This is a genomic window from Micromonospora cynarisoli (assembly GCF_030518815.1).
In the GTDB taxonomy this organism is placed as follows: domain Bacteria; phylum Actinomycetota; class Actinomycetes; order Mycobacteriales; family Micromonosporaceae; genus Micromonospora; species Micromonospora wenchangensis.
In genome coordinates this window covers 5,373,649-5,398,589 of the sequence record NZ_CP130426.1, presented here as the reverse complement: position 1 = coordinate 5,398,589, position 24,941 = coordinate 5,373,649, and the positions used below count along the sequence as shown (strand labels likewise).

General features: G+C 74.2%; 19 protein-coding genes. 13 read left to right on the top strand and 6 right to left on the bottom strand.

The genetic code is table 11. From position 1 onward, the window contains the following. The first annotated feature begins 144 nt into the window (after window positions 1-144). The 10 genes from Q2K16_RS23670 to Q2K16_RS23625 all read left to right on the top strand — a co-directional run bounded on the left by Q2K16_RS23670 (window position 145) and on the right by Q2K16_RS23625 (window position 14,949). Window positions 145-792, top strand: a complete 648-nt coding sequence (locus tag Q2K16_RS23670; protein ID WP_302740240.1) for an FKBP-type peptidyl-prolyl cis-trans isomerase — start codon at window positions 145-147, stop codon at window positions 790-792. Window positions 793-932: 140 nt separating this feature from the next. After that, on the top strand, window positions 933-1,757 hold the full coding sequence (locus tag Q2K16_RS23665; protein WP_302746589.1) for an SCO6745 family protein: 825 nt from the start codon (window positions 933-935) through the stop codon (window positions 1,755-1,757). 315 nt (window positions 1,758-2,072) lie between these two features. Next, the gene (locus Q2K16_RS23660; protein WP_302740239.1) at window positions 2,073-3,860 is read left to right on the top strand and encodes a hypothetical protein; all 1,788 of its coding nucleotides are present in this window, start codon (window positions 2,073-2,075) and stop codon (window positions 3,858-3,860) included. After that, the gene (locus tag Q2K16_RS23655; RefSeq protein ID WP_302740238.1) at window positions 3,857-7,339 is read left to right on the top strand and encodes an AMP-binding protein; all 3,483 of its coding nucleotides are present in this window, start codon (window positions 3,857-3,859) and stop codon (window positions 7,337-7,339) included. Before Q2K16_RS23660 ends, Q2K16_RS23655 begins: the two co-directional genes overlap by 4 nt. Further along, window positions 7,336-8,310 (top strand): hypothetical protein, encoded by a 975-nt coding sequence (locus Q2K16_RS23650; protein ID WP_302740236.1) that lies wholly within the window; start codon window positions 7,336-7,338, stop codon window positions 8,308-8,310. Before Q2K16_RS23655 ends, Q2K16_RS23650 begins: the two co-directional genes overlap by 4 nt. A gap of 5 nt (window positions 8,311-8,315) precedes the next feature. Further along, window positions 8,316-10,241 (top strand): ABC transporter ATP-binding protein, encoded by a 1,926-nt coding sequence (locus tag Q2K16_RS23645; RefSeq protein ID WP_302740235.1) that lies wholly within the window; start codon window positions 8,316-8,318, stop codon window positions 10,239-10,241. A 3-nt stretch (window positions 10,242-10,244) separates the two neighbouring features. Then, window positions 10,245-12,032, top strand: a complete 1,788-nt coding sequence (locus Q2K16_RS23640; RefSeq protein WP_302740234.1) for an ABC transporter ATP-binding protein — start codon at window positions 10,245-10,247, stop codon at window positions 12,030-12,032. 59 nt (window positions 12,033-12,091) lie between these two features. After that, window positions 12,092-12,748 carry an HAD family hydrolase gene (locus Q2K16_RS23635; protein ID WP_302740233.1) on the top strand — a complete coding sequence of 219 codons (657 nt, stop codon included), beginning with the start codon at window positions 12,092-12,094 and terminating at the stop codon, window positions 12,746-12,748. 41 nt (window positions 12,749-12,789) lie between these two features. After that, entirely contained in the window at window positions 12,790-13,926 is a 1,137-nt protein-coding gene (locus tag Q2K16_RS23630) for a glutathione-independent formaldehyde dehydrogenase (protein WP_302740231.1), read from the top strand. Between the two features lie 9 nt (window positions 13,927-13,935). Next, window positions 13,936-14,949: an NADPH:quinone reductase gene (locus Q2K16_RS23625; RefSeq protein ID WP_302740230.1), complete on the top strand. Its 1,014-nt coding sequence runs from the start codon at window positions 13,936-13,938 to the stop codon at window positions 14,947-14,949. 179 nt (window positions 14,950-15,128) lie between these two features. Here the strand turns inward: Q2K16_RS23625 and Q2K16_RS23620 are convergent, their stop codons facing one another. Beyond that, the gene (locus tag Q2K16_RS23620) at window positions 15,129-16,778 is read right to left on the bottom strand and encodes a fatty acid--CoA ligase (RefSeq protein ID WP_302740229.1); all 1,650 of its coding nucleotides are present in this window, start codon (window positions 16,776-16,778) and stop codon (window positions 15,129-15,131) included. An 84-nt stretch (window positions 16,779-16,862) separates the two neighbouring features. Here Q2K16_RS23620 and Q2K16_RS23615 point away from each other — a divergent pair, with 84 nt between their 5' ends. Then, window positions 16,863-17,354, top strand: coding sequence for an NUDIX domain-containing protein (locus tag Q2K16_RS23615; protein WP_302740227.1), 492 nt, complete (start codon window positions 16,863-16,865; stop codon window positions 17,352-17,354). Between the two features lie 55 nt (window positions 17,355-17,409). On the opposite strand, the gene Q2K16_RS23610 is transcribed toward Q2K16_RS23615, so the two are convergent. Together Q2K16_RS23610 and Q2K16_RS23605 are read right to left on the bottom strand one after the other, a co-directional pair. After that, window positions 17,410-19,083, bottom strand: coding sequence for an MDR family MFS transporter (locus tag Q2K16_RS23610; RefSeq protein ID WP_302740225.1), 1,674 nt, complete (start codon window positions 19,081-19,083; stop codon window positions 17,410-17,412). A gap of 110 nt (window positions 19,084-19,193) precedes the next feature. Continuing rightward, on the bottom strand, window positions 19,194-19,742 hold the full coding sequence (locus Q2K16_RS23605) for a type 1 glutamine amidotransferase domain-containing protein (protein WP_302740223.1): 549 nt from the start codon (window positions 19,740-19,742) through the stop codon (window positions 19,194-19,196). Window positions 19,743-19,865: 123 nt separating this feature from the next. Between Q2K16_RS23605 and rfaE2 the strand changes: the two genes are divergently transcribed. Together rfaE2 and Q2K16_RS23595 are read left to right on the top strand one after the other, a co-directional pair. Beyond that, on the top strand, window positions 19,866-21,752 hold the full coding sequence (gene rfaE2 / locus Q2K16_RS23600) for a D-glycero-beta-D-manno-heptose 1-phosphate adenylyltransferase (RefSeq protein WP_302740221.1): 1,887 nt from the start codon (window positions 19,866-19,868) through the stop codon (window positions 21,750-21,752). After that, window positions 21,749-22,621 carry a glycosyltransferase family 2 protein gene (locus Q2K16_RS23595; RefSeq protein WP_302740219.1) on the top strand — a complete coding sequence of 291 codons (873 nt, stop codon included), beginning with the start codon at window positions 21,749-21,751 and terminating at the stop codon, window positions 22,619-22,621. The genes rfaE2 and Q2K16_RS23595 overlap by 4 nt, the downstream gene beginning before the upstream one ends. A gap of 15 nt (window positions 22,622-22,636) precedes the next feature. Here the strand turns inward: Q2K16_RS23595 and Q2K16_RS23590 are convergent, their stop codons facing one another. From Q2K16_RS23590 to Q2K16_RS23580, 3 genes are read right to left on the bottom strand one after another with little or no spacing between them, the layout of a single operon-like run. Beyond that, window positions 22,637-23,764 (bottom strand): glycosyltransferase family 9 protein, encoded by a 1,128-nt coding sequence (locus Q2K16_RS23590; RefSeq protein ID WP_302740217.1) that lies wholly within the window; start codon window positions 23,762-23,764, stop codon window positions 22,637-22,639. An 8-nt stretch (window positions 23,765-23,772) separates the two neighbouring features. Beyond that, window positions 23,773-24,258 carry an Hsp20/alpha crystallin family protein gene (locus tag Q2K16_RS23585; protein ID WP_302746588.1) on the bottom strand — a complete coding sequence of 162 codons (486 nt, stop codon included), beginning with the start codon at window positions 24,256-24,258 and terminating at the stop codon, window positions 23,773-23,775. Between the two features lie 50 nt (window positions 24,259-24,308). Continuing rightward, window positions 24,309-24,815, bottom strand: coding sequence for a DUF2231 domain-containing protein (locus Q2K16_RS23580; protein ID WP_302740216.1), 507 nt, complete (start codon window positions 24,813-24,815; stop codon window positions 24,309-24,311). Window positions 24,816-24,941 lie beyond the last annotated feature (126 nt).

Below are 24,941 nucleotides of genomic sequence, written 5' to 3'. Positions count from 1 at the left end.
GGCACGAACCGGGAGGCCCGGTCCGTCCACCGGACAGCACGGGCGGGCGACGGCCCACCCTCGGCATCGATCCGGGTACCGTGTGCGCTGGCCACGGAACCGGGTCGCCGGGCCGGTCACCCACATCAGCAGGGAGTCGAGGACGTGAGCGAGCGTACGGAGAACCGTTCGGCGGGCCAGGGTCAGGCCCCGGAGACGAAGGCACAGCGGCGACTCGCCGCCCAGTTGGCGGCGCAGAAGGCCGCCGAGAAGCGCAAGCGCCGGCAGGCCTGGCTGGGCGCCGTCGCCGGCGTGGCCGTCATCGCGGTGATCGTCGGGGTGTTCGTGGTGGTCCGCAACGGCGAGAAGGACGACCCGAAGCCGGCGGCGGCACCGGCCGGCTGCGCGGGTGACTTCCCCAAGCTGCCCGACGGGGCCGACCAGGCGCTGTGCACCAAACCGCAGGCCGGCAAGGGCGAGGGCGAGCTGACCGGGCTGAAGGCCACCCCGCTGATCCGGGGCACCGGCCCGGCCGCGCAGGCCGGCCAGCAGATCACCGTGAACTACGTGGGTGTGTCGTACAAGACCGGTGAGGAGTTCGACGCCTCCTGGAAGCGGTCCGAGCCGTTCACCTTCGGCCTCGGCCAGGGCAACGTCATCCCCGGCTGGGACCAGGGCATGCAGGGTCAGACCGTGGGCAGCCGGGTCCAGCTCGACATCCCCGCCGACCTGGCGTACGGCGACAAGCCGCAGCGTCCCGGCGCGCCCGCCGGCCCGCTGCGGTTCATCGTCGACGTGCTGGCGGTGCAGTAGACCACACGGGTCTTCCGGCCGGCACCTACCGGCAGTAGGTTCGGGGTCACCGTGGGCGGCCGGTCCGCGCCACGGTGACCCCCACCGACCCGGAGGTGCGCGTGCCGCCGCTGGACGATCCCGGGCGGACCGCCCGGTTGATGTGGACGCACGTCGAACCCGTGCATGCGATCACCTACTTCCACCCCCGGGCCCGCGCCGCCACCGAGGCGATCGGGTTGCGTGGCTACTGGCGGGGTTACTTCGCGGGCCGGGCCGCCCCGCTGGGGCCGGTCGACGCCGCCCCGGTGACCGCCGTCTTCTTCACCTTCGCCCCGCCGATGGTGAGCCGGGCGCTACCGGCGGTGTGGCAGCTCGCCGCCCCGCAGGAGGCGTTGCGTGCCCGGCTCACCGGGGCCGTGCAGGCGCTTGCCGAGCTCACCTACGAACTTCCCGAGGCGCACCTGGCCGAGGCGGCCGAGCTGCTGGAGGCCGCAGCGGTCGGGGCGGACACCGCCGGCCGGGTGCTCGGCGCGGCAAACGCCGCCCTGCCGCGCGGCGACTACCCGCTGGCCCGGCTCTGGCAGGCGGCCACCACGCTGCGCGAGCACCGCGGCGACGGGCACGTGGCGGCCCTGGTCGCCGCCGGTCTCGACCCGATCGAGACGTTGACGTTCCGGGTCGCCCAGGACCGGCCGGAGGAGCACCTGCTCGGCCGGGGCTGGACCGGGGACGAGTGGGCGCAGGCGCGGGCCCGGCTGGTCGACCGGGGGTGGCTGACCGACGGGGGCACCCCCACCGAGGCGGGGCACGCCGGCCTGCGGGCGGTGGAGGACGCGACCGACCGGGCCGCCGCCCGCCCCTGGCTGGCTCTCGGCCCGGACGGCACCGAACGGCTCCGCGAGCTGCTGGTCCCGGTCGCCCGCGCCTGCCACACGGTCATCCCGCCGGACAGCCCGATCGGGCTCCCCGCGCTCTCCTCCTGATCACCCCCGGCCCCCGTCGCCCGAGTCGGACCATCGGTGTCGTACCGGGCAGACACGTCGTAGCAGGTCGTCGGTGTTCGACACACGTTGTTGACACATGTTTCATCGTCGGCAAGACTCCTTGATCGGGAGCGCTCCCACACCGGGGTGGAAGTGTCGCTCCCTCTCGCCGTGGCACTGCCACGGGAGCCCTCCACCCTCCAGGTCGGCTGCCGGCCGCCGCATGCCCTGTCGTCACCGCGCGGCGGTGGCCGTTTTCGTACGAGCCGCATCGTGCGAACGCCGCAGCCTGCCCCGGTCGAGAAAGGCGGGACCGTGCGACGTACGAAGTTCGACCAGTGGAGCCAGGAACTGCGCGACGTGCGTGACCCCGTCGAACTGTTCGGCGGCAGCGCCCAGACGGCCGTGCTGCGCCTGCTCACCATGGCCGGCAAGGTGCCCTTCCGGTCCGCCCTCGACGGCCTGACCCTGCGCGAGCAGGCGATCGTCAGGCACCTGCTCGGCCGGCAGCAACTCCGGCTGACCGCGCCGGGTGCCGACGCCGCCCCCGCCCAGTTCGTGCTGGCCCACTCGGCGCTGGGCAGGCTGACCATCCACGAACCGGCGCGCGGCGACCTGCCGGCCGAGGAGGTGGTGGCCGAACTCGCCCTGCCCGGGTGGATGATCGAGATGATCGACGAGGAGTGGCTGCCGGCCCAGGCCGAGGAGGAGCACCAGCGCCGCGAACTCGACCAGATGCTGTACACCTGGCACGCCGACGGCAGCCTGTCGGAGCGGCTGGAGGAGGTCATCGACTGGGTCGAACGGGTCGAGACGGTCCTGATCTTCGTCGAGCGTCGGGTGTTCTCCCGCTCCGACTCCGGCTCCAGCACCCTCATCCGCGACGGCGTGCTGCCCGCGTTGCGGGGCCGTCCACCGGCCGACTGGAGCCCGGAGGAGCGGCTCTTCGTCGCCTCCATCCAGTTGCTGTTCCGCACCGGCCGGGCGGTGCGATTCGAGGAGTTCAACGGCCGCCAGCTCAGCGCGGTCAGCCTCCGGAAGGTGTTGACCACCCGCTGCGCGGCGTACCTGCGCGCGCTCGGCGAACAGGCCACCGTGGAGCTGAGCACCGCGACCCTGGCCGAGTTGGCCACCCTCGCCGGTGAGCTGGTCGAACTCGTCGACGGCAGCGGTCACATCCGCTACCGGCGGATCAACGGGCTGACCTACGCCAAGGACGAGTACCTGCTGCCCTGGGAGGAGGAGCAGCGCAGTCAGGTCGAACTGCCGCCGACCCTGCGGACGTCGACAGGCGTCCGCCCCGGTCCGGTCGACGGCGAGGACGCCGCCTCCTGGGTACGGCACGCCACCACCACCGCCCTGCGCAGCGTGTACGCGGGCGGCGACGAGCGCGAGCTGACAGGCATCCTGGAGGGCATCGTGCTGGGCGCGGTCGTCGACAGCCGCGCCGACTACGGCATGTCCAGCGGCATCCGGGACCTGTCCCGCCTCGACGGTCCGGCCGGGCGGTACGACGAGGAGGTCGCGGGCCTGAAGAAGCCCGACTTCTTCTGCTGCGTGCTGCCCAGCCCCGAGATGGCCGCCGACCTGCCCGCCCCCGCCGTCACCGACATCCTGTGGCAGGTCGCGCAGCGGATGATGTACAACCGCTGGCACTTCGTGCCCGGCAACTTCGACCGGGTCGAGGTGCCCCGGCAGCGGCACTACTTCTTCCCGCCGCTGGTGCCCGACATCGCCGAGTGGGGCGACCTGCGGCACGGCGGGCACAGCACCTCCCGCGTCCGCTACACCCTGCGGGCCCCCGGCGCGGCGATGTGGAAGCAGCCGTTCACTGTCGGTGGCCGGCAGTACCGGGGCGCGTTCGACATCCGGCTGGTCCGCATGGACGGGCCACCGTTCACCCTGGCCGACCTGCGGACCGCCTGCCGGTACTCGGCGCTGGTGGACGTGTTCTGGCGCGAGGTCGCCGGCTTCGCCGACGCGCACGACGGCTGGACCCCGACGATCACCTCGTTCGGCGGTGACTGGTACACCAAGGAGTCCTGGCGCGACCCCGTCGAGCGGCTCGACACGGCACCGCAGACGGTCGGGGGTCCCGCGTGAGCGTCGATCCGCACCAGGTCGTCGTCAACGGCGAGGACCAGTACTCCCTGTGGCCGGCGGGCCGGCCGCTGCCGGGTGGCTGGACCACGGTGTTCACCGGGCCGGTCGAGGCCTGCCTGGAGCACGTCGCGGCACACTGGACCGACCTGCGGCCCGCCTCGCTGCGTACCACGGGGGGTGCCGGCACCGGCCCCGCCATCCGGCCGGGACCGGCCACCGTGGACGCCGCGTCGTCGGTCGCCACCGGCCCCCGCCGCCCGTTCGGCGACACCCCGCTGCACGTCCTCGTCGACCGGGCGCTGGCGGCCGATCCGGAGCGCGTCGCGGTGCGCTGCGCCGGGGTCGCGGTCACCGCCGGGGAGCTGCGGGCGCGGGTCCGGCACGCCGCCCGGGTGCTGCGGGGCCACGGCGCCGGGCCGGAGACCCCGGTCGCGGTGCTGCTCCCCCGCTCGGTGGACGCGGTGGTGGCGATCCTCGCGGTGCTGGCGGCCGGGTCGGCGTACCTGCCGCTGTCGGTCCACGACCCGGCGGACCGGCGGGCCCGGATCCTGGCCGACGCGGGCGATCCGGTGCTGCTGACCGGTCCGGAGCACCGCAACCTCGTGGACGCCGGCTACCCGTCGACCGTGCTCGACGTGACCGACCTGCCGGAGCCGGTCGGTGACGACGGTGACGGCGGCTGCCGGGTGGAGAACCTGGCGTTCATCATGTACACCTCCGGCACCAGCGGCGCTCCCAAGGGGGTGCTCGGCACCCACCGGCAGCTGGTCAACTACGTGCACTGGTGCGCCGAGGAGTTCGCGTTCCAGCCCGGGGAGCGGGCGGTGCTGCACGCCCCGCTGTACTTCGTCGGGTCGGTGATGACGCTGTTCACGGCGCTTGTCGCGGACTGGGAGCTGGAGGTCGCGCCCGAGCCGGTCGCGTTCGACGACCTGATCGCGCTGACCGCCGCCGCCCCGTGCGGGTTCCTGAAGCTCACCCCGTCGCACGTGCGGGCGATGACCGCCCTCGGTGGCGTCGACGACGTCGCCCGCCAGGTGATGATCGGCAGCGAGCCGCTGTACCTGACCCCCGAGTTCGACGCGTGGATCACCGGCAGCCCCAAGTCGGGCTTCGGCAACCACTACGGCATGAGCGAGACCGTCGGCGCGACCTGGTACTGGATCGGCGCGGACCGTACGGTCGGGCGGCGGCTGCCGGTCGGTGCCCCCATCCCCAACGCCGAGGTGCACATCCTCGACGAGCAGGGCCGGCCCGTGCCGCCGGGGCAGACCGGCGAGATCTGCCTGGGCGGGGCGGTGATCGGCCGGGGCTACCACGGCCAGCCGGTGCTTACCGCCCAGCGGTGGATCCCGCACCCCGGTGGCGACGGGCGGCGGCTGCTGCGCACCGGTGACCTGGGCCGGCTGGGCCCGGACGGGGTGCTGGACGTGCTCGGCCGCGCCGACCGGCAGGTGAAGATCCGGGGCCAGCGCGTCGAGCCGCCCGCCGTCGAGGACGCGCTGCGCCGCTGCCCCGGGGTCGCCGAGGCGGTGGTGATCGCCGAACCCGACGGCCATGACCTGCACCTGGTCGCCTACCTGCGGTCCGAGGACGAGCCCCGACCGACCGAGGCGCAGCTGCGCGCCCACGCCGCCGGTCTGCTGCCGGAGGCGTCCGTCCCGAGCCGGTTCCTGTACGTGGCGCAGTACCCGCTCACCCCGAACGGCAAGGTCGACACCCGTCGGCTGCCCACCACGCCGACGGTGCGGCCCGCGCTGAGCACCGCGTACGTCCCGCCCTCCGGTGACCTGGAGACGGCGGTGGCCGGGGTGGTCGGCGCGGTGCTGCGGGTGGACCGGCTCGGTGTGGACGACGACTTCTTCGAACTCGGCGGCGACTCCATGCAGGTGGTCGAGGTCGTCACCCGGTTGGACGAGGAGTTGGGCCTGCCGGTGGGCATCGCCGACCTGTTCGACAGGCGCACGGTGCGCGCCCTGGCCGCCGGGATGCCCGACCACCGGTCGCCGGGCACCGTGGCCCCGGCGACGCCGACCGGGGAGCACCCGGACCGGCCCCTGCGGGCGGACGCCGGCCGGCCGGCGGTCGGGGACGCGGCGGTCCAGGCCCGGTTCACCGGAGCGTCCGCCGGTTCCGCGCCGCTGACCTGGGGGCAGACGGCCATGTACCGGCCGATGCAGTGGTTCGGCGAGGCCAGCCGGGACTTCAACATCAGGCGGGTGCTGCGGCTGACCGCCCCGGTCACCACCGAGCGGGTCACCACGGCCTGGTCGGAGCTGGTGCTGCGACACCAGGTGCTGCGCACCCTGATGACCGAGGACGCCGACGGACCCCGCCAGCACCTGCTCGCCGACGGGTCGTACGCGCCGCTGGTGCGGGACACCACCGCCGCCGAACTGCCGGCGGCGGCGGACGCCACCGCCGCCGAACTGGCCGGCACCGCGTTCCGGCTGGACCGGGACTGGCCGGTCCGGTGGGCGCTGCTGCGCGTCGACGGCCAGGTGGAGGCCGTGGCCGTGGCCGCCTCGCACGTGTCGCTGGACGGCTGGTCGCTGGAGCTGCTGCTGGCGGAGCTGCGCACCCTGATCGAGGGCGAACGGACCCTGCCCGCGCCGGGCTGGCAGCCGTTGGACCAGGCCGGCTACGAGGCGTCACCGGCCGGGCAGCGCCGGGCCGCCCGGTCCCTGGCGTACTGGCGGGAGCGGCTGCCCCTGGTGCCGCAGCGGATCTTCGACGGGCCGGAGCAGGACGCCGGCGGGCTGCCTGTCGTCACCTGGCGGATGGAGTCCACCGCCGTGGCCGCCGCCGCCACCGCGCTGGCCGAGCGGACGGGGGCGTCGTCGTCCACCGTGGTGCTGACCGCCGCGCTGCTGGTCCAGGCGGCGTTGACCGGCCGGGACCGGGCCGTGGTCAAGCTGATCGCCGGCAACCGGAACACCCCCCGCCAGCGGCAACTGGCCACCGGCATCGCCCAGAACGCGCTGCTGGTCTTCGAGATCGGCGACCGTGACGTCGACGACGCCGTCCGGCGCTGCTACCGCGACTCGACGGAGTCGTACTTCCACGCCACCTACCCGCCGGAGGCCCTGGACGCGCTGATCGCGGCCGAGGGCGCGCAGGCCGACCTGTCGGTGTACTTCAACGACGCCCGCCTGGGCCGCGACTTCGACGTCCCGGCGGGACCACCCGACCGGGCCACGCTGACCGCCCTGGCGGCGCACACCACCGTGCGGCAGGTCACCGCCGTGGCCCGCCACGACATGACCTTCTTCCTGGCCATGCCCCACCTGGCCGGCGGCTGCGCGCTGCACCTGCTGGCCGACACCCGGCGGGTGCCGGGCCCCGTCTGCGAGCGGGCGCTGCGGGGCATCGAGACGCTGCTGTGCGAGGCCGCGCTGCGCCCGGTCGCCCTGCGGGACGTCGCCGCGCTGCTCGACCTGGGCAGCACCCGCCCCTCCGACCACCGGGAGTCCCGATGACCGACCCCTATCCGCTGCTGCACCGGCTGGCCGCCGCCGACGACGACGCGCTCACCACCGTCGCGCTCCCGCCCGACGGCCGCTACCAGGTCGTCACCACCACCGTCGACGAGGTCACCGCCCGGATCGTGCGTACCCTGCGCGACGGGTTCGCCGGTCGGGGCCCGGCCGACTACCCGCTGCTGGTGCTCGGCTGGGGGCGCTGCCGGGTCGGCTCGACCGCCGTGACCAACCTGTTCGGCATGGCGCGGGCGGCGGCCTACTACCAGCCGGTCAAGACCATCGGCCGGTTCGCGCTCACCGGCGGTGAGGGTTCGCCGTGGAAGCTGCCCGACGGCGAGCCGGTGCTGTTCGCCAAGGAGATGGCCGGGCCGTACGTGCCGTTCGAGGCGCTGTTCAACCCGGCCCGCTGCCTCGTCGAGGCCGGCTGGCCGGTCGACCGGCTGCGCCTGCTGGTGCTGGACCGGCAGCCGCGTGCCTCGCTCGACTCGTGGATGGCCAAGTGGGAGGGCAAGATCGGGCGCGAGCGGGTGGTGGAGAACTTCGTGCTCAGCACGCTCAACTACGCGCGGATGCGCGCCTGGGCCGGGGCCGAGGGGCTGGCGGTGACGCACTTCCCGTACGAGTGCAGCCGCGCGCCGCAGGAGACGGTGTCCCGGTTGTTCGACCGCCTCGGCATCGGCCACCTGTACCGGCCGGAGATGCTCACCGGGTGGGGTGCGGCAGGCGACCTCAACTCCGACCAGTCGAAGATCCACAACCCGGTGGAGCCGGAGCCCTACGTCGTACCCGGTCTGCACGGCAACGCCGACGAGTACCGCTTCCGGCCCCGGTCGGTGACGGTGCTGACCGACGCGGAGTTGGCCGTGGCCGACAGCCCCGAGGTGGTGGAGTCCTACCAGGTGTCGGTGCGGTCCTGCACGCAGGAGCTGGACCTGCCGGCGCCCCTGCGGGACGAGATCTTCGGCTGACCGCGATGGCCGCCTCCCCCTCCGGCGTCGGGCAGTGGCGTGAGGCCGCCGCCGCCCGGCTGCGCATCGCCCGGCAGTGGCCCGCCGCCGGAGCCGGTTGGAGTGCCGTCGCGCTGGCGCTCAGCGTGTCCCGGGGGGTGTTGCCGGTCGTCTTCGCGGTCGCCGTCAGCACCACCGTCGGCCGGATCGGCCCGGTGCTGCACGGCACCGCCGGACCGGCCGGGGTGTGGTGGCCGCTGGCCGTCGCCGGCGCGGCGCTGATCGCGGCGCAACTGGCGGAGGCGGCGCAGAAGGCCGTCGCCGAGCAGCTCAGCCGCCGCGTCGACGGGCACATGTACCGACGGCTCATCCAGGCGTCGCTGTCGACCCGGGAGATCACCCCGCTGGAGGACCCGGCGGTGCTGGACGAGTTGGGCGAGGCCGGGCACGAGCTGCGGTTCGCGTTCCGCACCCCGGGCGCGGCCTACGCCGGGCTGATCGCGCTCGTCGGGCCGTACACCCAGGTCGCCGGGTTCACGGTGGTGGTGGCGGTGGTGCTGGGGCCGTGGGCGGCGCTGGTCATGCTGGCGGTGGTGCTGCTGTTCCGGCACGGCCAGCGCGGCGGGTTGCGCCGCTACGCCCGGGTCATCCGCGACGTGGCGGCCCTGCGCCGGGAGAGCCGCTACCTGCGGGGGCTGGCGATGGGCCCGGCCGCCGCCAAGGAGCTGCGGGTCTTCGGGCTCACCGGCTGGCTGACCGAACGCTACCGGCAGGTCTACCGCCGGGCCCTGGCCCCCGTGTGGGCCGAGCGCCGCCGGATCTATTTGCGGCCCTACCTGGCGTACACGGCGGTGGGGCTGGTCGGCGTCGCGGCCGTGCTGGCGCTGGCCGGGGTCCGCGCCGCCGAGGGGGCGTACGACCTGGCCGCGCTGGCGCTGGTGTTGCAGGCGGTGCTGGCCCTGATCCGGCTGGGCGAGTTCTACCCGGACTCCGACACCCAGACCCAGTACGGCATGAACGCCGAGACCGCCATCACCGCGTTCGAGCAGGCGATGGCCCGCTACCCGGAACCCGCTGACCGGGGCCGCGCCGGGCCGCCCGCCACCGCCGCCCCGGCCATCGACTTCACCGGGGTGCGCTTCGGGTACCCGGGCGCGGCCACTCCGGTGGTCGACGGCCTGGACCTGCACATCCCCGCCGGACGCTGCACCGCCCTGGTCGGGGTGAACGGCGCGGGCAAGACGACCCTGGTGAAACTGCTGGCCCGGCTCTACTCGCCGGATGCCGGTGCGGTGCGGGCCGACGGCGTCGACCTCGCCGACCTGCCGGCCCGGGACTGGCAGCGGCGGATCGCCGTGGTGTTCCAGGACTTCGTCCGCTACGAACTGTCGGTGGCGGCCAACATCGGGTTCGGCGCGGTGGAACATCTCGACGACCGGGCCGGGATCCGCCGCGCGGCGGAGGCGGCCGGGCTGCTCGACACCCTCGACGCGCTGCCGGACGGCATGGACACGCTGCTGTCGCGCGCGTACGACGGCGGGGTCGACCTGTCCGGCGGGCAGTGGCAGCGCATCGCCATCGCCCGGGCCCTGTTCGCGCTCTACCACGGCAGCACCGTGCTGGTGCTCGACGAACCCACGGCGGCGCTGGACGTGCGGGCCGAGGCCGAGTTCTTCGCCCGGTTCGCCGAGCTGACCCGGGGCCGCACGACGGTGCTCATCTCGCACCGGCTGTCCAGCGTCCGGCTGGCCGACCGGATCGTCCTGCTCGACGGGGGGCGGGTCGTCGAGCAGGGCAGCCACGACGAGTTGATGGCGGCGGGCGGCCGGTACGCGGCGATGTTCACCCTTCAGGCGGAGCGGTTCGCCGACGACGGGGCCGACGGGGACACCGGCGGGGCCGACCGGGAGACCGACGAGGGCGCCGGTCCGCTGGCGCAGCGGGTGGGCTGAGCGATGCTGCGGGCGATCATCGGGCTGCTGCGGCTGTCGTGGCGGCAGGACCGGCGCAAGATGGCCGTGGCGCTGGCGTTGATGGTGGGCAACGCGGTGGCGGTGCCGGCGAGCGCGGTGGCGCTCAAGCACCTCACGAACGCGGCGGCGGCCGGTCGGGCCGGGGCGGCGGCCTGGGCGGGCCTGGCCGTCGCGGTGGCCGCGATCGCGGCGCTGACCTGCGCCCACTTCGCGCACATCGGGTACTTCGAGGTGTCCGAGCTCAACGTGCTCAGCACCGACGAGCAGCTCATCGCGATCAGCAACGGCACGCCGTACCTCGACCACCACGAGCGGCCCGAGCACGCCGACCGGATGGCGTTGGCCCAGGACGAGCTGCAACGCATCGGCGAGGGTCTCCAGGCGCTGCTGACCGGGGGGTCGCTGGTGGTCGGCCTGCTGCTGACCACCGTGCTGCTCACCCTGACCCATCCGGCGCTGGTGCTGCTGCCGCTGCTGGCCGCGTTGCCGGTGCTGGCCGGTCGCCGGGCCCAGGCCGCCGCCGACCGGGCCCGCGCGGACAGCGTCGTCGACACCAGGCAGGCCCGGCACCTGTTCGAGCTGACCACCACCGCGGCCTCGGCCAAGGAGCTGCGCCTGTTGGGCCTGGTGGGGCATCTCCAGCAGCGCTACGCCACGCACTGGCAGCGGGCCACCGCCCGGCTCTGGCGCGGCGAGCTGGCCGCCGGCCTGTGGCGGGCCGCCGGGCAGGCCGTCTTCGCCCTCGGCTACGTCGCCGCCCTGGTCCTGGTCGTCCGCGACGCCGTACGCGGCCGGGCCGACGTCGGCGACGTGGTGTTGGCGGTCATGCTCGCCTCGCAGCTCAACCAGCAGGTCGCCGCAGCGGTGACGATCACCCAGCAGTTGGCGCGCAGCGGCCGGTCCCTGCAACGCCTGGACGAGGTGCGTGACCTGGTGCCGGCACCGGTCACCCCGCCCGACGCGCCCGCCACGCCACTGCGCCCGCCCGCGCGCCTGCTGGAGGGCATCCGGCTGCGGCAGGTGACCTTCACCTATCCGGGCGCGGCCGGGCCGGTGCTGCGCGACGTCGACCTGCTGCTGCCCGCCGGCAGCACCGTGGCGGTCGTGGGCGAGAACGGCGCGGGCAAGACCACGCTGGTCAAGCTGCTCAACCGGTTCTACGAACCCGACCGGGGCGCGATCCTGGTCGACGGGGTCGACCTGCGCCACCTCGACCTGGCCGCCTGGCGGGAGCGGACCACCGCCGCCTTCCAGGACTACGCGCGTCCGGAGCTGACCGCCCGGCTGGCGGTCGGCATCGGGGACCTGCCCCGGGCCACCGACGACGAGGCGGTCCGCACCGGCCTGGCCCGGGCGCACAGCGAGGTCGCCGACCGGCTGCCGTACGGGCTGGACACCCGGCTGGGACGCAGCCACGCCGACGGCGGGGTGGACGCCTCCGGCGGGCAGTGGCAGCAGTTGGCGCTCGGCCGGGCGATGATGCGCGACGCCCCGCTGCTGATGGTGCTGGACGAGCCGGCGTCGGCGCTGGACGCCGAGGCCGAGCACCGGTTGTTCGCCAGGTACGCCGACGGGGCGGCCCGGGTCGCCGCCGACAGCGGTGGGGTGACGGTGTTCGTGTCGCACCGGTTCTCGACGGTCCGCACCGCAGACCTGATCATCGTGATCGGCGACGGCGGGGTACGCGAGGTGGGCACCCACGACGAGCTGATCCGTCTCGGCGGCGTCTACGCCACCCTCTACGGCACCCAGGCCGCGGCCTACCGCTGACCCGCCCGCGGGGCAGGGTGGCGTCGGGACGGGGCGGTGGCGTCGGGGAGGATGGGCGGGTGACGGTGGATGCGGTGGTGTTCGACCTGGACGGCGTGATCGTGGACTCGGAGCCGGTCTGGGAGGAGGTGCGCCGGGCGTACGTGGCGGCGCGGGGCGGCACCTGGCAGCCCGACACCCAGCGGCGGCTGATGGGGATGAGCACCGGCGAGTGGGCCGGGTACCTCAGCGGCGAGCTGGGCGTCGACCGCAGCGCCGAGCAGGTGGCCCTGGACGTGGTCGAGGAGATGGCCCGGCGGTACGCGGTGCGCGTACCGCTGATCGACGACGCCGACCTGGTGGTGCGCCGGCTGGCCGCGCGCTGGCCGCTGGGGCTGGCCAGTTCCTCGCCGACCCGGCTGATCGCGGCGGCGCTGACCGCAGCGGACCTCACCGCCGAGTTCCGGGTGACCCTGTCGACCGAGCGGACCGCCCGGGGCAAGCCCGCGCCCGACGTGTACCTGGCCGTCGCCGAGCAGCTCGGGGTCGACCCGGCCCGGTGTGCGGCCGTGGAGGACTCCTCGAACGGGGTCCGCTCGGCCGCCGCCGCCGGGATGCGGGTGGTCGCGGTGCCGCACGGGTCGTACCCGCTGGACCCGGACGCGGCGGAGCTGGCCGCGACGGTGCTCTCCTCGGTGCACGACCTCACCCCGGAGGTGGTGGACCGGCTCGGCTGAACCGCCTCCGTGACCCGGCCGGGCCGCCTAGCGTCGGACCCATGAGAGCTGTGGTGTACCAGGGGCCGCACGAGGTGACGGTCGAGCAGGTCGAGGACCCACGCATCGAGCACCCCGACGACGTCGTCGTGCAGATCACCACGACCGCGATCTGCGGCTCGGACCTGCACATGTACGAGGGGCGCACGCTCGCCGAGCCGGGCATCGTCTTCGGCCACGAGAACATGGGCACCGTCGTCGAGGTCGGCACCGGGGTACGGCGGGTCAGGGTCGGCGACCGGGTGTCGATGCCGTTCAACGTGGCCTGCGGGTTCTGCCGCAACTGCCGGGAGCAGAAGACCGGCTTCTGTCTCACCGTCAACCCCGGCTTCGCCGGTGGCGCGTACGGCTACGTGGCGATGGGGCCGTACCGGGGTGGGCAGGCCGAGTACCTGCGGGTGCCGTACGCCGACTTCAACTGCCTGAAGCTGCCGCCCGGCACCGAGCACGAGAACGACTACGCGATGCTCGCCGACATCTTTCCCACCGGCTACCATGGGGTGGCGATGACCGGGTTGCGGCCGGGCGAGAACCTCACCGTGATGGGGGGTGGGCCGGTCGGGCTGATGGCCGCGTACTCGGCGCTCCTGATGGGTGCCGCCGAGGTGTTCCTGGTGGACCGGGTGCCGGACCGGCTGCGGCTGGCCGGGTCGATCGGGGCGACCCCCATCGACTTCTCGGTCGGCGACCCGGTGGCGCAGATCCTCGACCGGACCGACGGGGTGGGCACCGATCACGGGGTGGACGCGGTCGGCTACCAGGCCACCGGGGCGGGTGGCGGGGAGCAGCCGGCGGCGGTGCTCGACAGCCTGGTCGAGGTGGTCCGGGCCACCGGGGCGCTCGGCGTGGTCGGCCTCTATCTGGCCAGCGACCCGGGTGCGCCGGACGAGCACTCCGGCAGGGGTGAGCTGCTGTTCAAGGTGGGCAAGTTCTTCGAGAAGGGTCTGCGGATGGGCACCGGGCAGGCCAACGTGAAGACCTACAACGAGTACCTGCGGAACCTGATCATGTCGGGGCGGGCCACGCCGAGTTTCGTGGTGAGCAAGGAGTTGCCGTTGGACGCGGCTCCGGAGGCGTACCAGCGTTTCGACCGCCGCGAGGAAGGCTACTCGAAGGTGGTGCTCAAACCGGCGGCCTGAGGAGACGGCATGCAGACGATCGTGTACGAACGCACCGGTGACCCGTCGGTGCTCCGGTTGGTCGACCGGCCGGTGCCCGAACCGGGCCCGGGGGAGGTGCTGGTCCGGCTGGCGGTGGCCGGGGTGAACCCGACCGACTGGAAGAGCCGACGGCAGCAGCCGTTGCCTGTCGGCTGGCAGACCCCGGGGCAGGACGGGGCGGGCGTGGTGGAGTCGGTCGGCGCGGGGGTCGACCAGGGTCTGGCCGGGGAACGGGTGTGGGTCTGGGAGGCCGCCTGGCAGCGCCCGTGGGGCACGGCCGCCGAGTACACGGTGGTGCCGGTCCGGCAGGTGGTGCCGCTCGGGGACGCCTCCTTCGAGCTGGGGGCCTGCCTGGGCATCCCGTTCCTCACCGCGCACCGCTGCCTGACCGTCGGGGAGTACATGCCGGACACCCTGCACGCGGGGGCGCTCAGCGACCACGTGGTGCTGGTGCAGGGTGGGGCGGGTGCGGTGGGCAACGCGGCGATCCAGTTGGCCCGCTGGGCCGACGCCTGCGTCGTCGCGACGGTGAGCAGCCCGGAGAAGGCGCAGTTGGCGGCGGCTGCCGGGGCGTCCTTCGTGGTCGACTACCGGGAGCAGGACGTGGTCGAGGAGGTCCGCAAGATCTCGCCCGACGGGGTGCACACCGTCGTGGAGGTCTCCGCCGCCCGCAACGCGGCCACCGACGTGCGGTTGCTGCGTCCCGGCGGGGCGGTCTGCGTCTACGCCGACGACGGTGGCGACGAGGTGACGCTGCCGATCCGGCCGTTGATGGCCCCGAACGCCCGCTGGCAGTTCGTGTTTGTCTATACGGCGCCGAAGGCGGCCAAGGCGCAGGCGGTGACCGACGTGGCGGCGGCGGTCGCCCAGGGGGCGGTTCGGGTGGGCGTCGAGGCCGGCCTGCCGTTGCACCGCTTCCCGTTGGCGCAGGCCGCCGACGCGCACCGGGCGGTGGAGGACGCGGTGGTGGGGAAGGTGCTGATCGACACCGCCGGGCAGTAGTTCCGAGGACATTTCGCAATCGCCCGGACAGAAGCGAGTAATTCTCGCAACAATGACATGGCGGGTCACCGCGAGGAAGGGCGGCCCCGGCGCGGTGCGAACGCCGGGGCCGCCCCGTGGGGAGGGATGTTTCAGGAGTGACGTCCCTACCCCCATCGGCGACGGAGCGCCGAAAAGTGTTACGGCCCCGCCAGCTCCCGTACCTCCAGGTCGCCGGCGGCGTACCGCGAACGCACCACCTTCTTGTCGAACTTGCCCACGCTGGTCCTGGGCACCGCGTCGATGACCGCCCAGCGTTCCGGCAACTGCCAGTGTGCCACCGTACCGGCGAGGAACGCACGGAGCTGCTCCACACTGGTCGACGCGCCCTCGCGGACCACCACGGTGGCCAGTGGACGCTCACCCCACCGCTGGTCGGGCACCCCCACCACACAGGCCTCCTGCACGTCCGGGTGGGCCATCAACGCGTTCTCCAGCTCCACCGAGGAGATCCACTCCCCACCGGATTTGATCACGTCCTTGGCCCGGTCGGTAAGCGTGATGAACCCGTCAGGTGAGAGCGTGCCCACGTCACCCGTACGCAGCCAGCCGTCGCGGAACCTCTCCGGGTCGGGGGCGTCGTCGCCGACGTACCGGGCGGTCACCCACGGCCCGCGCACCTCCAACTCCCCCACGGACGCCCCGTCGGCGGGCAGCGGGTCGCCCAGCGGGCCGACGATCCGGGCGGCCACCCCGGCCGGCACCCGCCCCTGCGTGTAGCGGTACCGCCAGGCATCGTCGCCGGTCGCCCCGGCCGGCGCCCGGGACACCGACCCCAGCGGGGACATCTCGGTCATCCCCCAGGCGTGGATCACCTCGATGCCGTGCCGCTCGGCGAACGCGTGCATCAGCGCGGGCGGGCAGGCCGAACCGCCGACGATCACCTCCTTGAGCGACGAGGTGTCCACCTCGTGGGCGTCCAGGTGGGCCAGCAGGTCGTTCCAGATGGTCGGCACCGCGCCGGCCAGGGTGGGCCGCTCGGCGGCGATCATCTCGGCGATCGGCGCGGCCTGGAGGAACCGGTCCGGCATGATCAGCGACGCCCCGGACAGGAACGCCGCGTACGGCAGCCCCCAGGACATGGCGTGGAACATCGGCACGATGGCCAGTTCCCGGTCGCCCGGCCCGAGCCCGAACCCCTCCGGCAGGCACACCTGCAACGAGTGCAGGTAGATCGACCGGTGCGAGTAGGCGACGCCCTTGGGGTGGCCGGTGGTGCCGGAGGTGTAGCACAGCGCGGCGGCATCCCGCTCGTCCACCTCGGGCCAGTCGTAGTGCTCGGGGCGGCCGGCCAGCAGGTCGTCCCAGTGGTGGAAGGTGACCAGGTCACCGGCGACCGCCCGCAGCGGCCCGGGGTCGCCCCCGCCGACCACCACCACGTGCCGCACCGTGGTCAGCTCGCCGAGCACCCGGGCCAGCAGCGGGATGAGCGTCGAGTCGACCAGCACGACCCGGTCCTGCGCGTGGTTGGCGATGTAGGCGACCTGGTCGGGAAAGAGCCTGATGTTCAGGGTGTGCAGCACCGCGCCCATGCTCGGCACCGCGAAGTACGCCACCAGGTGCTCGGTGTTGTTCCACATGAAGGTGGCGACCCGCTCGTCGCCGGTCACCCCGCACTCGTCGCGCAGCGCGTGGGCCAGCCGGGCCGCCGTCCGCCCCACCTCGGCGTACGACATCCGGCGCGGCTCGGCCCCCGTCCAGGTGACCACCTCGGCCGTGCCGTGCACGGTGACGCCGTGTTCGAGGATCCGGGCGACCTGGAGCGGGGCGTCCATCATCGTGCTACGCATGGGTGACAAGCTAGTGTCGCCGGTCACACGTTGGGAACCCCCGGAACGCCCGACCCTCACCGAGATGCTGCGTAGATTGTCCGGGTGAGTATCTCCTGGGCCGACTCGTACGTGGGACAACTACGCGCCCTGGCCGGTGACCGGACGCTGATGTTCGTCGGCGCCCGGGCCGTGGTGCGCGACGACGTCGGACGGGTGCTGCTGATCCGCCGCTCGGACAACGGCCAGTGGGCGCTGCCGGCGGGCGCGATGGAACTCGGCGAGTCGATCGCCGACTGCGCGGTGCGCGAGGTACGCGAGGAGACCGGCCTACGCGCCCTGCGGGTCAGCGCCTTCGCCCTCTACACCGGCCCGGACCGCACCCACACCAACATGTACGGCCACACCTACCAGATCTTCACCACCGCGTTCCGGGTCGACGAGTGGGACGGCGAGCTGGCCCGGGTCACCGACGAGACGACCGACGCCGCCTTCCTGCACCCGCACGAGTTCCCCGCCCCGCTCTCCCTCTCGGTCCCGGAGACCCTCGCCGACCTCGACGTCTTCACCCAGACCAACCGCCTCATCCTGAAGTAGCCTCTGGTCCCACCGACCCGGCCGGGGCGGGCCGGGCAGGTCAGGGGCGGGCGGGTCAGAGCATGGTCTGGGACTTGGCGTCGAGGTCGGCGGCGGCTTCATCCCTGGACTCCCGGGTCAGGGGCTTGCCGCCGGGGGCGGGGGCCTTGCCGCCGAGCGGGTCGGTGCCACCCGTCGCGCCCTGCGGGCCGGCGCCCCGGAGCTGGTCGTTCGGCAGAGCCAGGGTGACCAGCACGGCGAGCAGCGCGATCAGCCCGGTGGTCAGGAACACCAGGTGCAGCGCGTCGACGAAGGACGCCTGGATGGCCGCCCGGACCGGGCCGGGCAGGGCGAGGATCGTCGCCGGATCGTTGATCGAGATGTTCGTGCCGCTGCCCGCCACCGCCGCCCGCTGGTCGGGCGGGAGCTGGGCGATCGCGCCCGGCAGCCGGTCGGCCAGGCCACCGGCGAGCCGGGAGGAGAGCACCGCGCCCAGGATGGCCACCCCGAACGAGCCGCCCAGCGACCGGAAGAACGTCGCCGAGGAGGTCGCCGCGCCCAGGTTCCGTACGTCCACCGCGTTCTGCACGCCGAGGATGAGCGACTGCATGCACAGGCCCAGCCCGACGCCGATGACCACCATGTAGCCGAACGCCGCCCAGAGCGAGCTGTCCACCTGGAGCCGGGTGAACAGCAGCATGCCGGCGACCAGCACCACCGAACCGGCCACCGGGAACCACTTGTACCTGCCGACCCGGCTCATCGCCCGACCGGTCACGATCGAGGTGACGATGATCCCGGCCATCATCGGCAGCATCAGCAGACCGCTGCGGGTGGGCGAGGCGCCCTTGACGATCTGGAGGTACAGCGGGATGAAGATGATCGACCCGAACATCACCAGACCGAGCACGAAGCCGGCCGAGTTGGCCAGCGCGAACGTCGCCGAGCGGAACAGCCCCAGCGGCAGGATCGGCTCGTCGACCCGGGTCTCCTGGAGCACGAACGCCACCCCGAGCACCGCACCAGCCACGAACAGCCCGACGATCGTCGCCGAACCCCAGGCGTACGAGTTGCCGCCCCAGCTCAGCGCCAGCAGCAGCGCGCTCACCCCGGCGACCAGCAGCGCCGCCCCCAGCCAGTCGACGGTGTGCTCCCGCCGCTCGAACGGGATCAACCGCAGCACGTGGTAGCAGACCACGATCGCCAGCAGCGCCAGCGGCACGTTCAGATAGAAGATCCACCGCCAGTTGGTCTCGGCGAAGTAGCCGCCGACCAGCGGCCCGGCCACCGAGGAGACACCGAAGACCGCCCCGAACAGCCCCTGGTAGCGACCACGCTCCCGGGGCGACACCACGTCCGAGATGATGGTGAACGCCAACGTCATCAGGCCACCCGCGCCGATGCCCTGCACACCCCGGGTGACGATCAGCTGGGTCATGTCCTGCGACAGGCCGGCCAGCAGCGAGCCGAGCAGGAACGTGCCGATCGAGAAGAGGAAGACCGGGCGGCGGCCGTACAGGTCGGCCATCTTGCCGTAGAGCGGGGTGGAGGCGGTCGAGGCGAGCAGGTAGGCGGTCACCACCCACGAGTAGTGGTCGATCCCGCCCAGCTCGCCGACGATGGTGGGCAACGCCGTACCGACGATGGTCTGGTCCAGCGCGGCCAGCAGCATGCCGGTCATCAGGCCGAACATCAACAGGCGGAGCTGGCGGGCCTGGAGCACCGGCTGGCCGTGGGTCTGGGCGGTCATCCCGCCTTCTTTCCCGCTCCCCCGCGAACATGCCTGCGGGCCGGGGAAACCTGCCCCCGGATCCACCGACGGGCACGCGGGCGGCCCCCCGCGTGCCCGTCGAACACGGCTCAGCCGCCGTCGGCGAACCGGTCGACGATCGCGGCGCAGAACGCCGGCAGGTCGTCGGGCTTGCGGCTGCTGACCAGGTTGCCGTCGGTCACCACCTGCTCGTCGACCCAGGTCGCGCCGGCGTTGGTCAGGTCGGTCCGCAGGCTCGGCCAGCTGGTGATCCGGCGGCCCGACACCACGCCCGCCTCGACCATGGTCCAGGGGCCGTGGCAGATCACCCCGACCGGCTTCCCGGCGGTGAAGAACGCCTTCACGAACCGGACCGCGTCCGGATCGGTACGCAGGAAGTCCGGGTTGGCCACCCCACCGGGCAGCACCAGCGCGTCGTAGCCGTCGGCGTCCGCGTCGGCCGCCGTCACCGCCACGTCGTACGTCTTGCCCTGGTCCAGGTGGTTGAAGGCCTGGATGGTGCCGGGCTTGAGCGACACCAGCTCGGCGGTCGCGCCCGCCTTCTCGACCGCCTCGCGCGGCTGTACGTACTCGACCTCCTCCACGCCGTCGGTGGCGAGGAACGCGATCCGCTTGCCCTGCAATGTCGTGGCTGCCATGTCGAATTTTCCCCTCTCCGGATACCTCTGTCGGTTCCCGAGGCGCGGGGCCCGAAACACCGACCCCGGTCGCCGGCTGCGGCGGAGGGTTTGGCCTGGTCGGGTCGGGGGACCCCGGTGGGCATGGCAGGAGCAGCAGCGGAACAGCGCCGGCTCGCCACGGTCGTGGAGAGCTGGCGGGAACGCGCCGTCCTCGTCGTCGGCGACGCCATGCTCGACGAGTGGCGCTTCGCCGAGTCGGAGCGGCTGTGCCGGGAGGCCCCCGCGCCGATCCTCACCCTGCGTCGACGGATCACCGCCGCAGGTGGGGCCGCGAACACGGCGGTCAACATCGCCACCCTCGGCGGGCGGGCCCTGCTCGTCGCCCCGGTCGGCGCGGACGTGGCCGGCGACGAGCTGCACGACTGCCTGGACCGGGCCGGCGTCTGGGACCGTACGGTCAGCGAACCGCACCGGCCGACGCCGGTGAAACGTCGGATGCTCGCCGGCAACCAGATCCTGCTCCGCGAGGACTCCGGCGACCCGGACGACCCGCTCGACGACGACGGGGTCGGCCGGCTGCTCACCGCCCTGAGCTGCGCCACCGAGGAGCTGCGGGCGGTGGCCGGCGGGGCCGCGCCCACGCTGGTGGTCTGCGACTACGGCCTCGGCGCGCTGCCCGCCCCGGTACGCGCCTGGCTGGTCGCCCACCGCCACCGGTACGCCACCGTCGCGCTGGACGCCCACGACCTCGCCGACTGGCGGGGGCTGAACCCGACGGTGGTCACCCCCAGTTTCGCCGAGGCGACCCGGTTGCTGGCCCGCGCCGCCGCCGGCTTCGGCGTGCCGCCCGCCCCGACCCGTACCGGCGGCACCGGCCTGCACCTGGACCACCCGCCGAACGACCCGGCGGACGGGCCGTCGGAGCTGGTCGTGGGCACCGCCCCGGGCGGGGTCGGCCGGGCACCCACCGGCCCGACCGGGGAACCGACCCCCGGCGAGGGACGGGTCGCGATGACCGGGGACGGGTTGAGCGTGACCGGGGCCGGGGTGACCGTCAACGCCACCGTCGGCGAGGGGGTCGACCGGGCCGGGCTGGCCCGGGCGCGGCTGGCCGAGTTGCGGGCGCACACCGGCGCGGACGTGGTCGCGGTGACCCTGGACACCGAGGGCGCCATCGTGGGCGGCCCGGACGGGGCGCCCCGGCGCAGCCACAGCACCCCGGTCCCGGCCAGTCACGCCGTCGGCGCGGGCGACGCGTACCTGGCGGCGATGACCCTCGCGCTGGCCGCCGGGGCGCCGCTGCCGACCGCCGCCCAACTGGCCCAGCTCGCCGCCACCATCACCGTCTCGGACACCGGCACCTGCGTGTGCCGCCGGGAGGACCTGCTCGACGCGCTCGGCGGCGCACCCGACGGCGGTGCCCACCCCACGCTGGTCGGCACCGGCGAGCTGGACGCGATCGTCGCCGACCACCGGCGGGCCGGCCGGTCCGTGGTGTTCACCAACGGCTGCTTCGACGTGCTGCACCCCGGCCACGTGCGCTACCTGGAACAGGCCCGCGCGCTCGGCGACCTGCTGGTGGTGGCGGTCAACTCCGACTCCAGCGTCCGCCGGCTCAAGGGCCCCGACCGGCCGGTCAACCCGGTGGAGGACCGGATCGCCCTGCTCGCCGCGCTGTCCTGCGTGGACCACGTGGTGGTCTTCGAGGCGGACTCGCCGGTCGACCTGATCGAGGCGGTCCGCCCCGACGTGTACGTCAAGGGCGGCGACTACCCGCCGGAGATGGTCCCCGAGGCACCCCTGGTACGCCGGCTCGGCGGTCAGGTGCGGACCCTCGGCTACGTGCCGGACCGGTCCACCTCGGCGATCATCGACCGCATCCGCGCGCAGGCCGCCGTCGGTCCGGCCAGCGCCGCCGACGCGCCGGACGAGCCGGTACGACCCGCCGGTCCGTCGGCGGCACCCGGCCCGGACCCGACCCCGGCCACCCCGACCCCGACCGCCGAACACCTGGGCAGGACCACGTGAACCGACCGCTCGACCTCGGCTCGGCCGGGGAGTTCCGCCGACCCCGTCGGCTCGACGTGCTGATCCCCACCCGCAACCGGCCGGCCGAACTGGCGGTCACCCTGGCCGGGCTGGCCGCCCAGGGTGAGGTCCCCGACTTCGGGGTGGTGGTCAGCGACCAGTCCGACCACGACCCGGCGTACGCGCACCCGGCGGCGGCCACCATGGTCCGGGCGTTGCGCCACCTGGGGCACCCGGTGCTGCTCACCCGCCGGCTGCCCCGGCGCGGGCTGGCCGAACACCGGGCGTACCTGCTGGACCGGTCGGTGGCCCGGTACGTGCTCTGCCTCGACGACGACGTCTGGCTCGAACCGGGCACCCTGGACCGGCTGGTCACCGCGATCGGGGAGCTGGGCTGCGGGTTCGTCGGCAACGCGGTGCACGGCCTGTCGTACGCCGACGACGTCCGCCCCGAGACGCACCGGCACTACGAGGAGTGGGACGGGCCGGTGGTGCCGGAGAGGATCCGCCCCGACACCCCGCAGTGGCAGCGGGCCGCCATCCATCCGGCCGCGAACCTGCTGCACGTCCAGCAGCAGCTGGCTCTGCCGGCGGGGGCCTGGCGAGCCTACAAGGTCTCCTGGATCGGCGGTTGCGTGCTCTACGACCGGACGGCGCTGGTCGACGCGGGCGGCTTCGAGTTCTGGCGGCGGGTGCCGGCGAACCACCAGGGCGAGGACGTCGCCGCCCAGCTCGCGGTGCTGGCCCGGTACGGCGGCGCGGGTGTGCTGCCCAGCGGCGCGTACCACCTGGAGTCACCGACCACGGTCACCGACCGCGACGTCGAGGCGTGGCAGGTCGTCGCCGCCGACACCGCGCAGCCGGCCTGAGCCCCGCCGGGGCCGTCAGCCGGCGGCGCTGCCCGGTTCGGGGCGGAGCAGGTCGGCGGCGGCTTCGAGCACCTCGGCCACCGGCACGTCGGCGACGAACGAGTCCCGGTGCGGGCAGTTGCCGTCGCCGGGCCGGTGCGGATAGATCCCGGGCGTGCAGTCGACCCCGCAGACCGGGCAGCGCGTCGTCCAGGCGGCGATCGGGCGGTGCCGGGCGCGCAACGGCGTCGCCCCGTTGATCATGTTGCCGACCCAGTAGACGCCCACCGTCGGGGTTCCCACCGCACCGGCCAGGTGCAGCGGGCCGGTGTCGTTGGAGACCACCAGCGCGCAGCCGGCGTACGCGGCGGCCAACCCGCCGAGGCCGAGCGTGCCGACCTGGGGACGGACCGGCACCCCGGCCGCCGCGACCACCTCGTCCACCACCGCCCGCTCGGTGGGGGTGCCGGTGACCAGCACCTCGTACCCGTCGTCGTGCAGCACCCGGGCCACCTCGGCGAACCGCCGCGCCGGCCAGCGCCGCCGGGTGTCGGTTGCGCCGGGGTGCAGCGCCACCCGGGGCCGGTCCGGCTCGCCCAGCACCGCCCGCGCCTGCGCCCGGTCCGCGTCGGTCACCGTAAGCGTCGGTACGACGGTGACCGCGCCCGCCCCGACCAGGCCCACCACCTCCAGGTAGCGGGTCACCTCGGGCTGGTAGTAGACGTAGCGGAGCCAGCGGTCCAGCGGTGGGGCGTCCTCGGCGCGCAGGCCGGCGGTGACCCGGGCCCCCAACCGGCTCATGACCGGGTTGGAGTTCGCCCCGCCGCCGTGCACCTGCAACGCCAGGTCGTAGCCCTCCCGGGCGGCGTCGGCCAGGAAGTCGTCGAGCGACCCGGGCCGCTCGTCGGGGCCGGCCTCGCGGATGCCGGGGGCCGGCGGGACGACCAGCACCCGGTCGACCGGGCCGGGCCGGTCGCGCCAGAACGCCGCGTGCCACGGCGCGCCGAACAGCACGATCTCCGCCGCCGGGTACGCCGCCCGCAACGAGTCCAGGGCGGGCAGCAGGAAGACGAGGTCGCCTAGCGCGTTGGCCCGCAGCACGGCGATCCGGGCCACGTCGGGCACCCGCTCCCCCAGCGGGCCACCCAGGGCGGGGCTGTCCACCGGGGCCCCTACTGCCGGTCGAGCGGGTCGACGGCGGTGCCCGGGTGGTGCAGTTCCCGGTCCGCCGCGGGGTCCACGCCGGTGGGCGTACCGCTGCGGGTGGGGCCGGGCGGGTAGCCGGTGCGGTCGACGGTGATGGTGCGCGGCGCGGGCCGGGCCGCCCGGGGCAGGTGCACCCGGAGCAGGCCGTGGTCCATCACCGCGTCGATGGCGTCGGGGTCGACCCGGGACGGCAGGTCCACCCGGTACTCGAAGCCCCGGGTCTCGAACCCGCCGGGGATGCCCTGGTCGGCGTTGACCTCGGCCTCTGACCGGGCCCGGACGCAGAGTTCCCGGTCGTCCAACTCGACGGCGACCTCCTCCGGTGCCACCCCGGGCAACCGGACGACCACCTGCCAGCCGTCGGCGACCTCGGTCAGCTCGACGTCGGGCGACGCGCCCCGGCCGCCGACCAGCCGGCTCAGCTCGGCGCGCAACGCCTGGAGTTCACCCATCGGGTCCCAGCCCTGCTGACGGCCACGCCAGCCCCGGCCCGGCTGCTCGCTCACCGCACCTCCCCGACCTGACGGCCGGCCGCGGCGGGCCGCAGCGAACTGGGGGCGTCCAGGCCGGCGTCGGAGTCGACACCGACCCCCAGCCGGTCGACCAGTTCCCCGCCGAGCCAGGCGCTGACGCCGAGGATGGCCAGGCCGACCACCTCGATGGCGATCAGCGCGCCGCCGGCCGCCCGGGATTCGGCGTTCAACCGGACGGCCCAGACGGCGGCGAAGAGCAGGATCACCGCGACGTTCGCCGCCGCGTGGGTGAGCGCCACCCGCTTGGCCCGGGTGCCGGCCGGGATGGCCAGCAGGTCGAACGCGCCGGCCGCCGCGGCCAGCAGGCCGCCGACCAGTCCGACGGTGATGTTCCAGTACGCCACCTCGGCGAGGAAGTCGGGCCCGCCGACCGTGTCCACGATGTCGAAGACGGTGCCGGTGACCAGCAGCGCCACCGGGAACATCACCAGCATCGGGTGCACCGGGTGCCCGAGCACCTTCAGTCGGCTCTCCATGGCGGCCCTCCACTGCGTCGTCGGGGCGGGACGAACCGGTGCCCGCCGTCGTCGGGGCAGACCCGGTCGCCACGCCCACCTAGGCTGACGGACGGCGGCCGGTGTGCCACCGCCCGCCACCGGGAC

Bases quoted from the DNA above. Each gene is read 5' to 3' on its own strand.
- Q2K16_RS23665 (WP_302746589.1), top strand. From the start codon at position 933: ATGTGGACGCACGTCGAACCCGTGCATGCGATCACCTACTTCCACCCC.
- Q2K16_RS23650 (WP_302740236.1), top strand. From the start codon at position 7,336: ATGACCGACCCCTATCCGCTGCTGCACCGGCTGGCCGCCGCCGACGAC.
- Q2K16_RS23645 (WP_302740235.1), top strand. From the start codon at position 8,316: ATGGCCGCCTCCCCCTCCGGCGTCGGGCAGTGGCGTGAGGCCGCCGCC.
- Q2K16_RS23640 (WP_302740234.1), top strand. From the start codon at position 10,245: ATGCTGCGGGCGATCATCGGGCTGCTGCGGCTGTCGTGGCGGCAGGAC.
- Q2K16_RS23630 (WP_302740231.1), top strand. From the start codon at position 12,790: ATGAGAGCTGTGGTGTACCAGGGGCCGCACGAGGTGACGGTCGAGCAG.
- Q2K16_RS23625 (WP_302740230.1), top strand. From the start codon at position 13,936: ATGCAGACGATCGTGTACGAACGCACCGGTGACCCGTCGGTGCTCCGG.
- Q2K16_RS23620 (WP_302740229.1), bottom strand. From the start codon at position 16,778: ATGCGTAGCACGATGATGGACGCCCCGCTCCAGGTCGCCCGGATCCTC.
- Q2K16_RS23610 (WP_302740225.1), bottom strand. From the start codon at position 19,083: ATGACCGCCCAGACCCACGGCCAGCCGGTGCTCCAGGCCCGCCAGCTC.
- Q2K16_RS23605 (WP_302740223.1), bottom strand. From the start codon at position 19,742: ATGGCAGCCACGACATTGCAGGGCAAGCGGATCGCGTTCCTCGCCACC.
- rfaE2 (WP_302740221.1), top strand. From the start codon at position 19,866: ATGGCAGGAGCAGCAGCGGAACAGCGCCGGCTCGCCACGGTCGTGGAG.
- Q2K16_RS23585 (WP_302746588.1), bottom strand. From the start codon at position 24,258: ATGGGTGAACTCCAGGCGTTGCGCGCCGAGCTGAGCCGGCTGGTCGGC.
- Q2K16_RS23580 (WP_302740216.1), bottom strand. From the start codon at position 24,815: ATGGAGAGCCGACTGAAGGTGCTCGGGCACCCGGTGCACCCGATGCTG.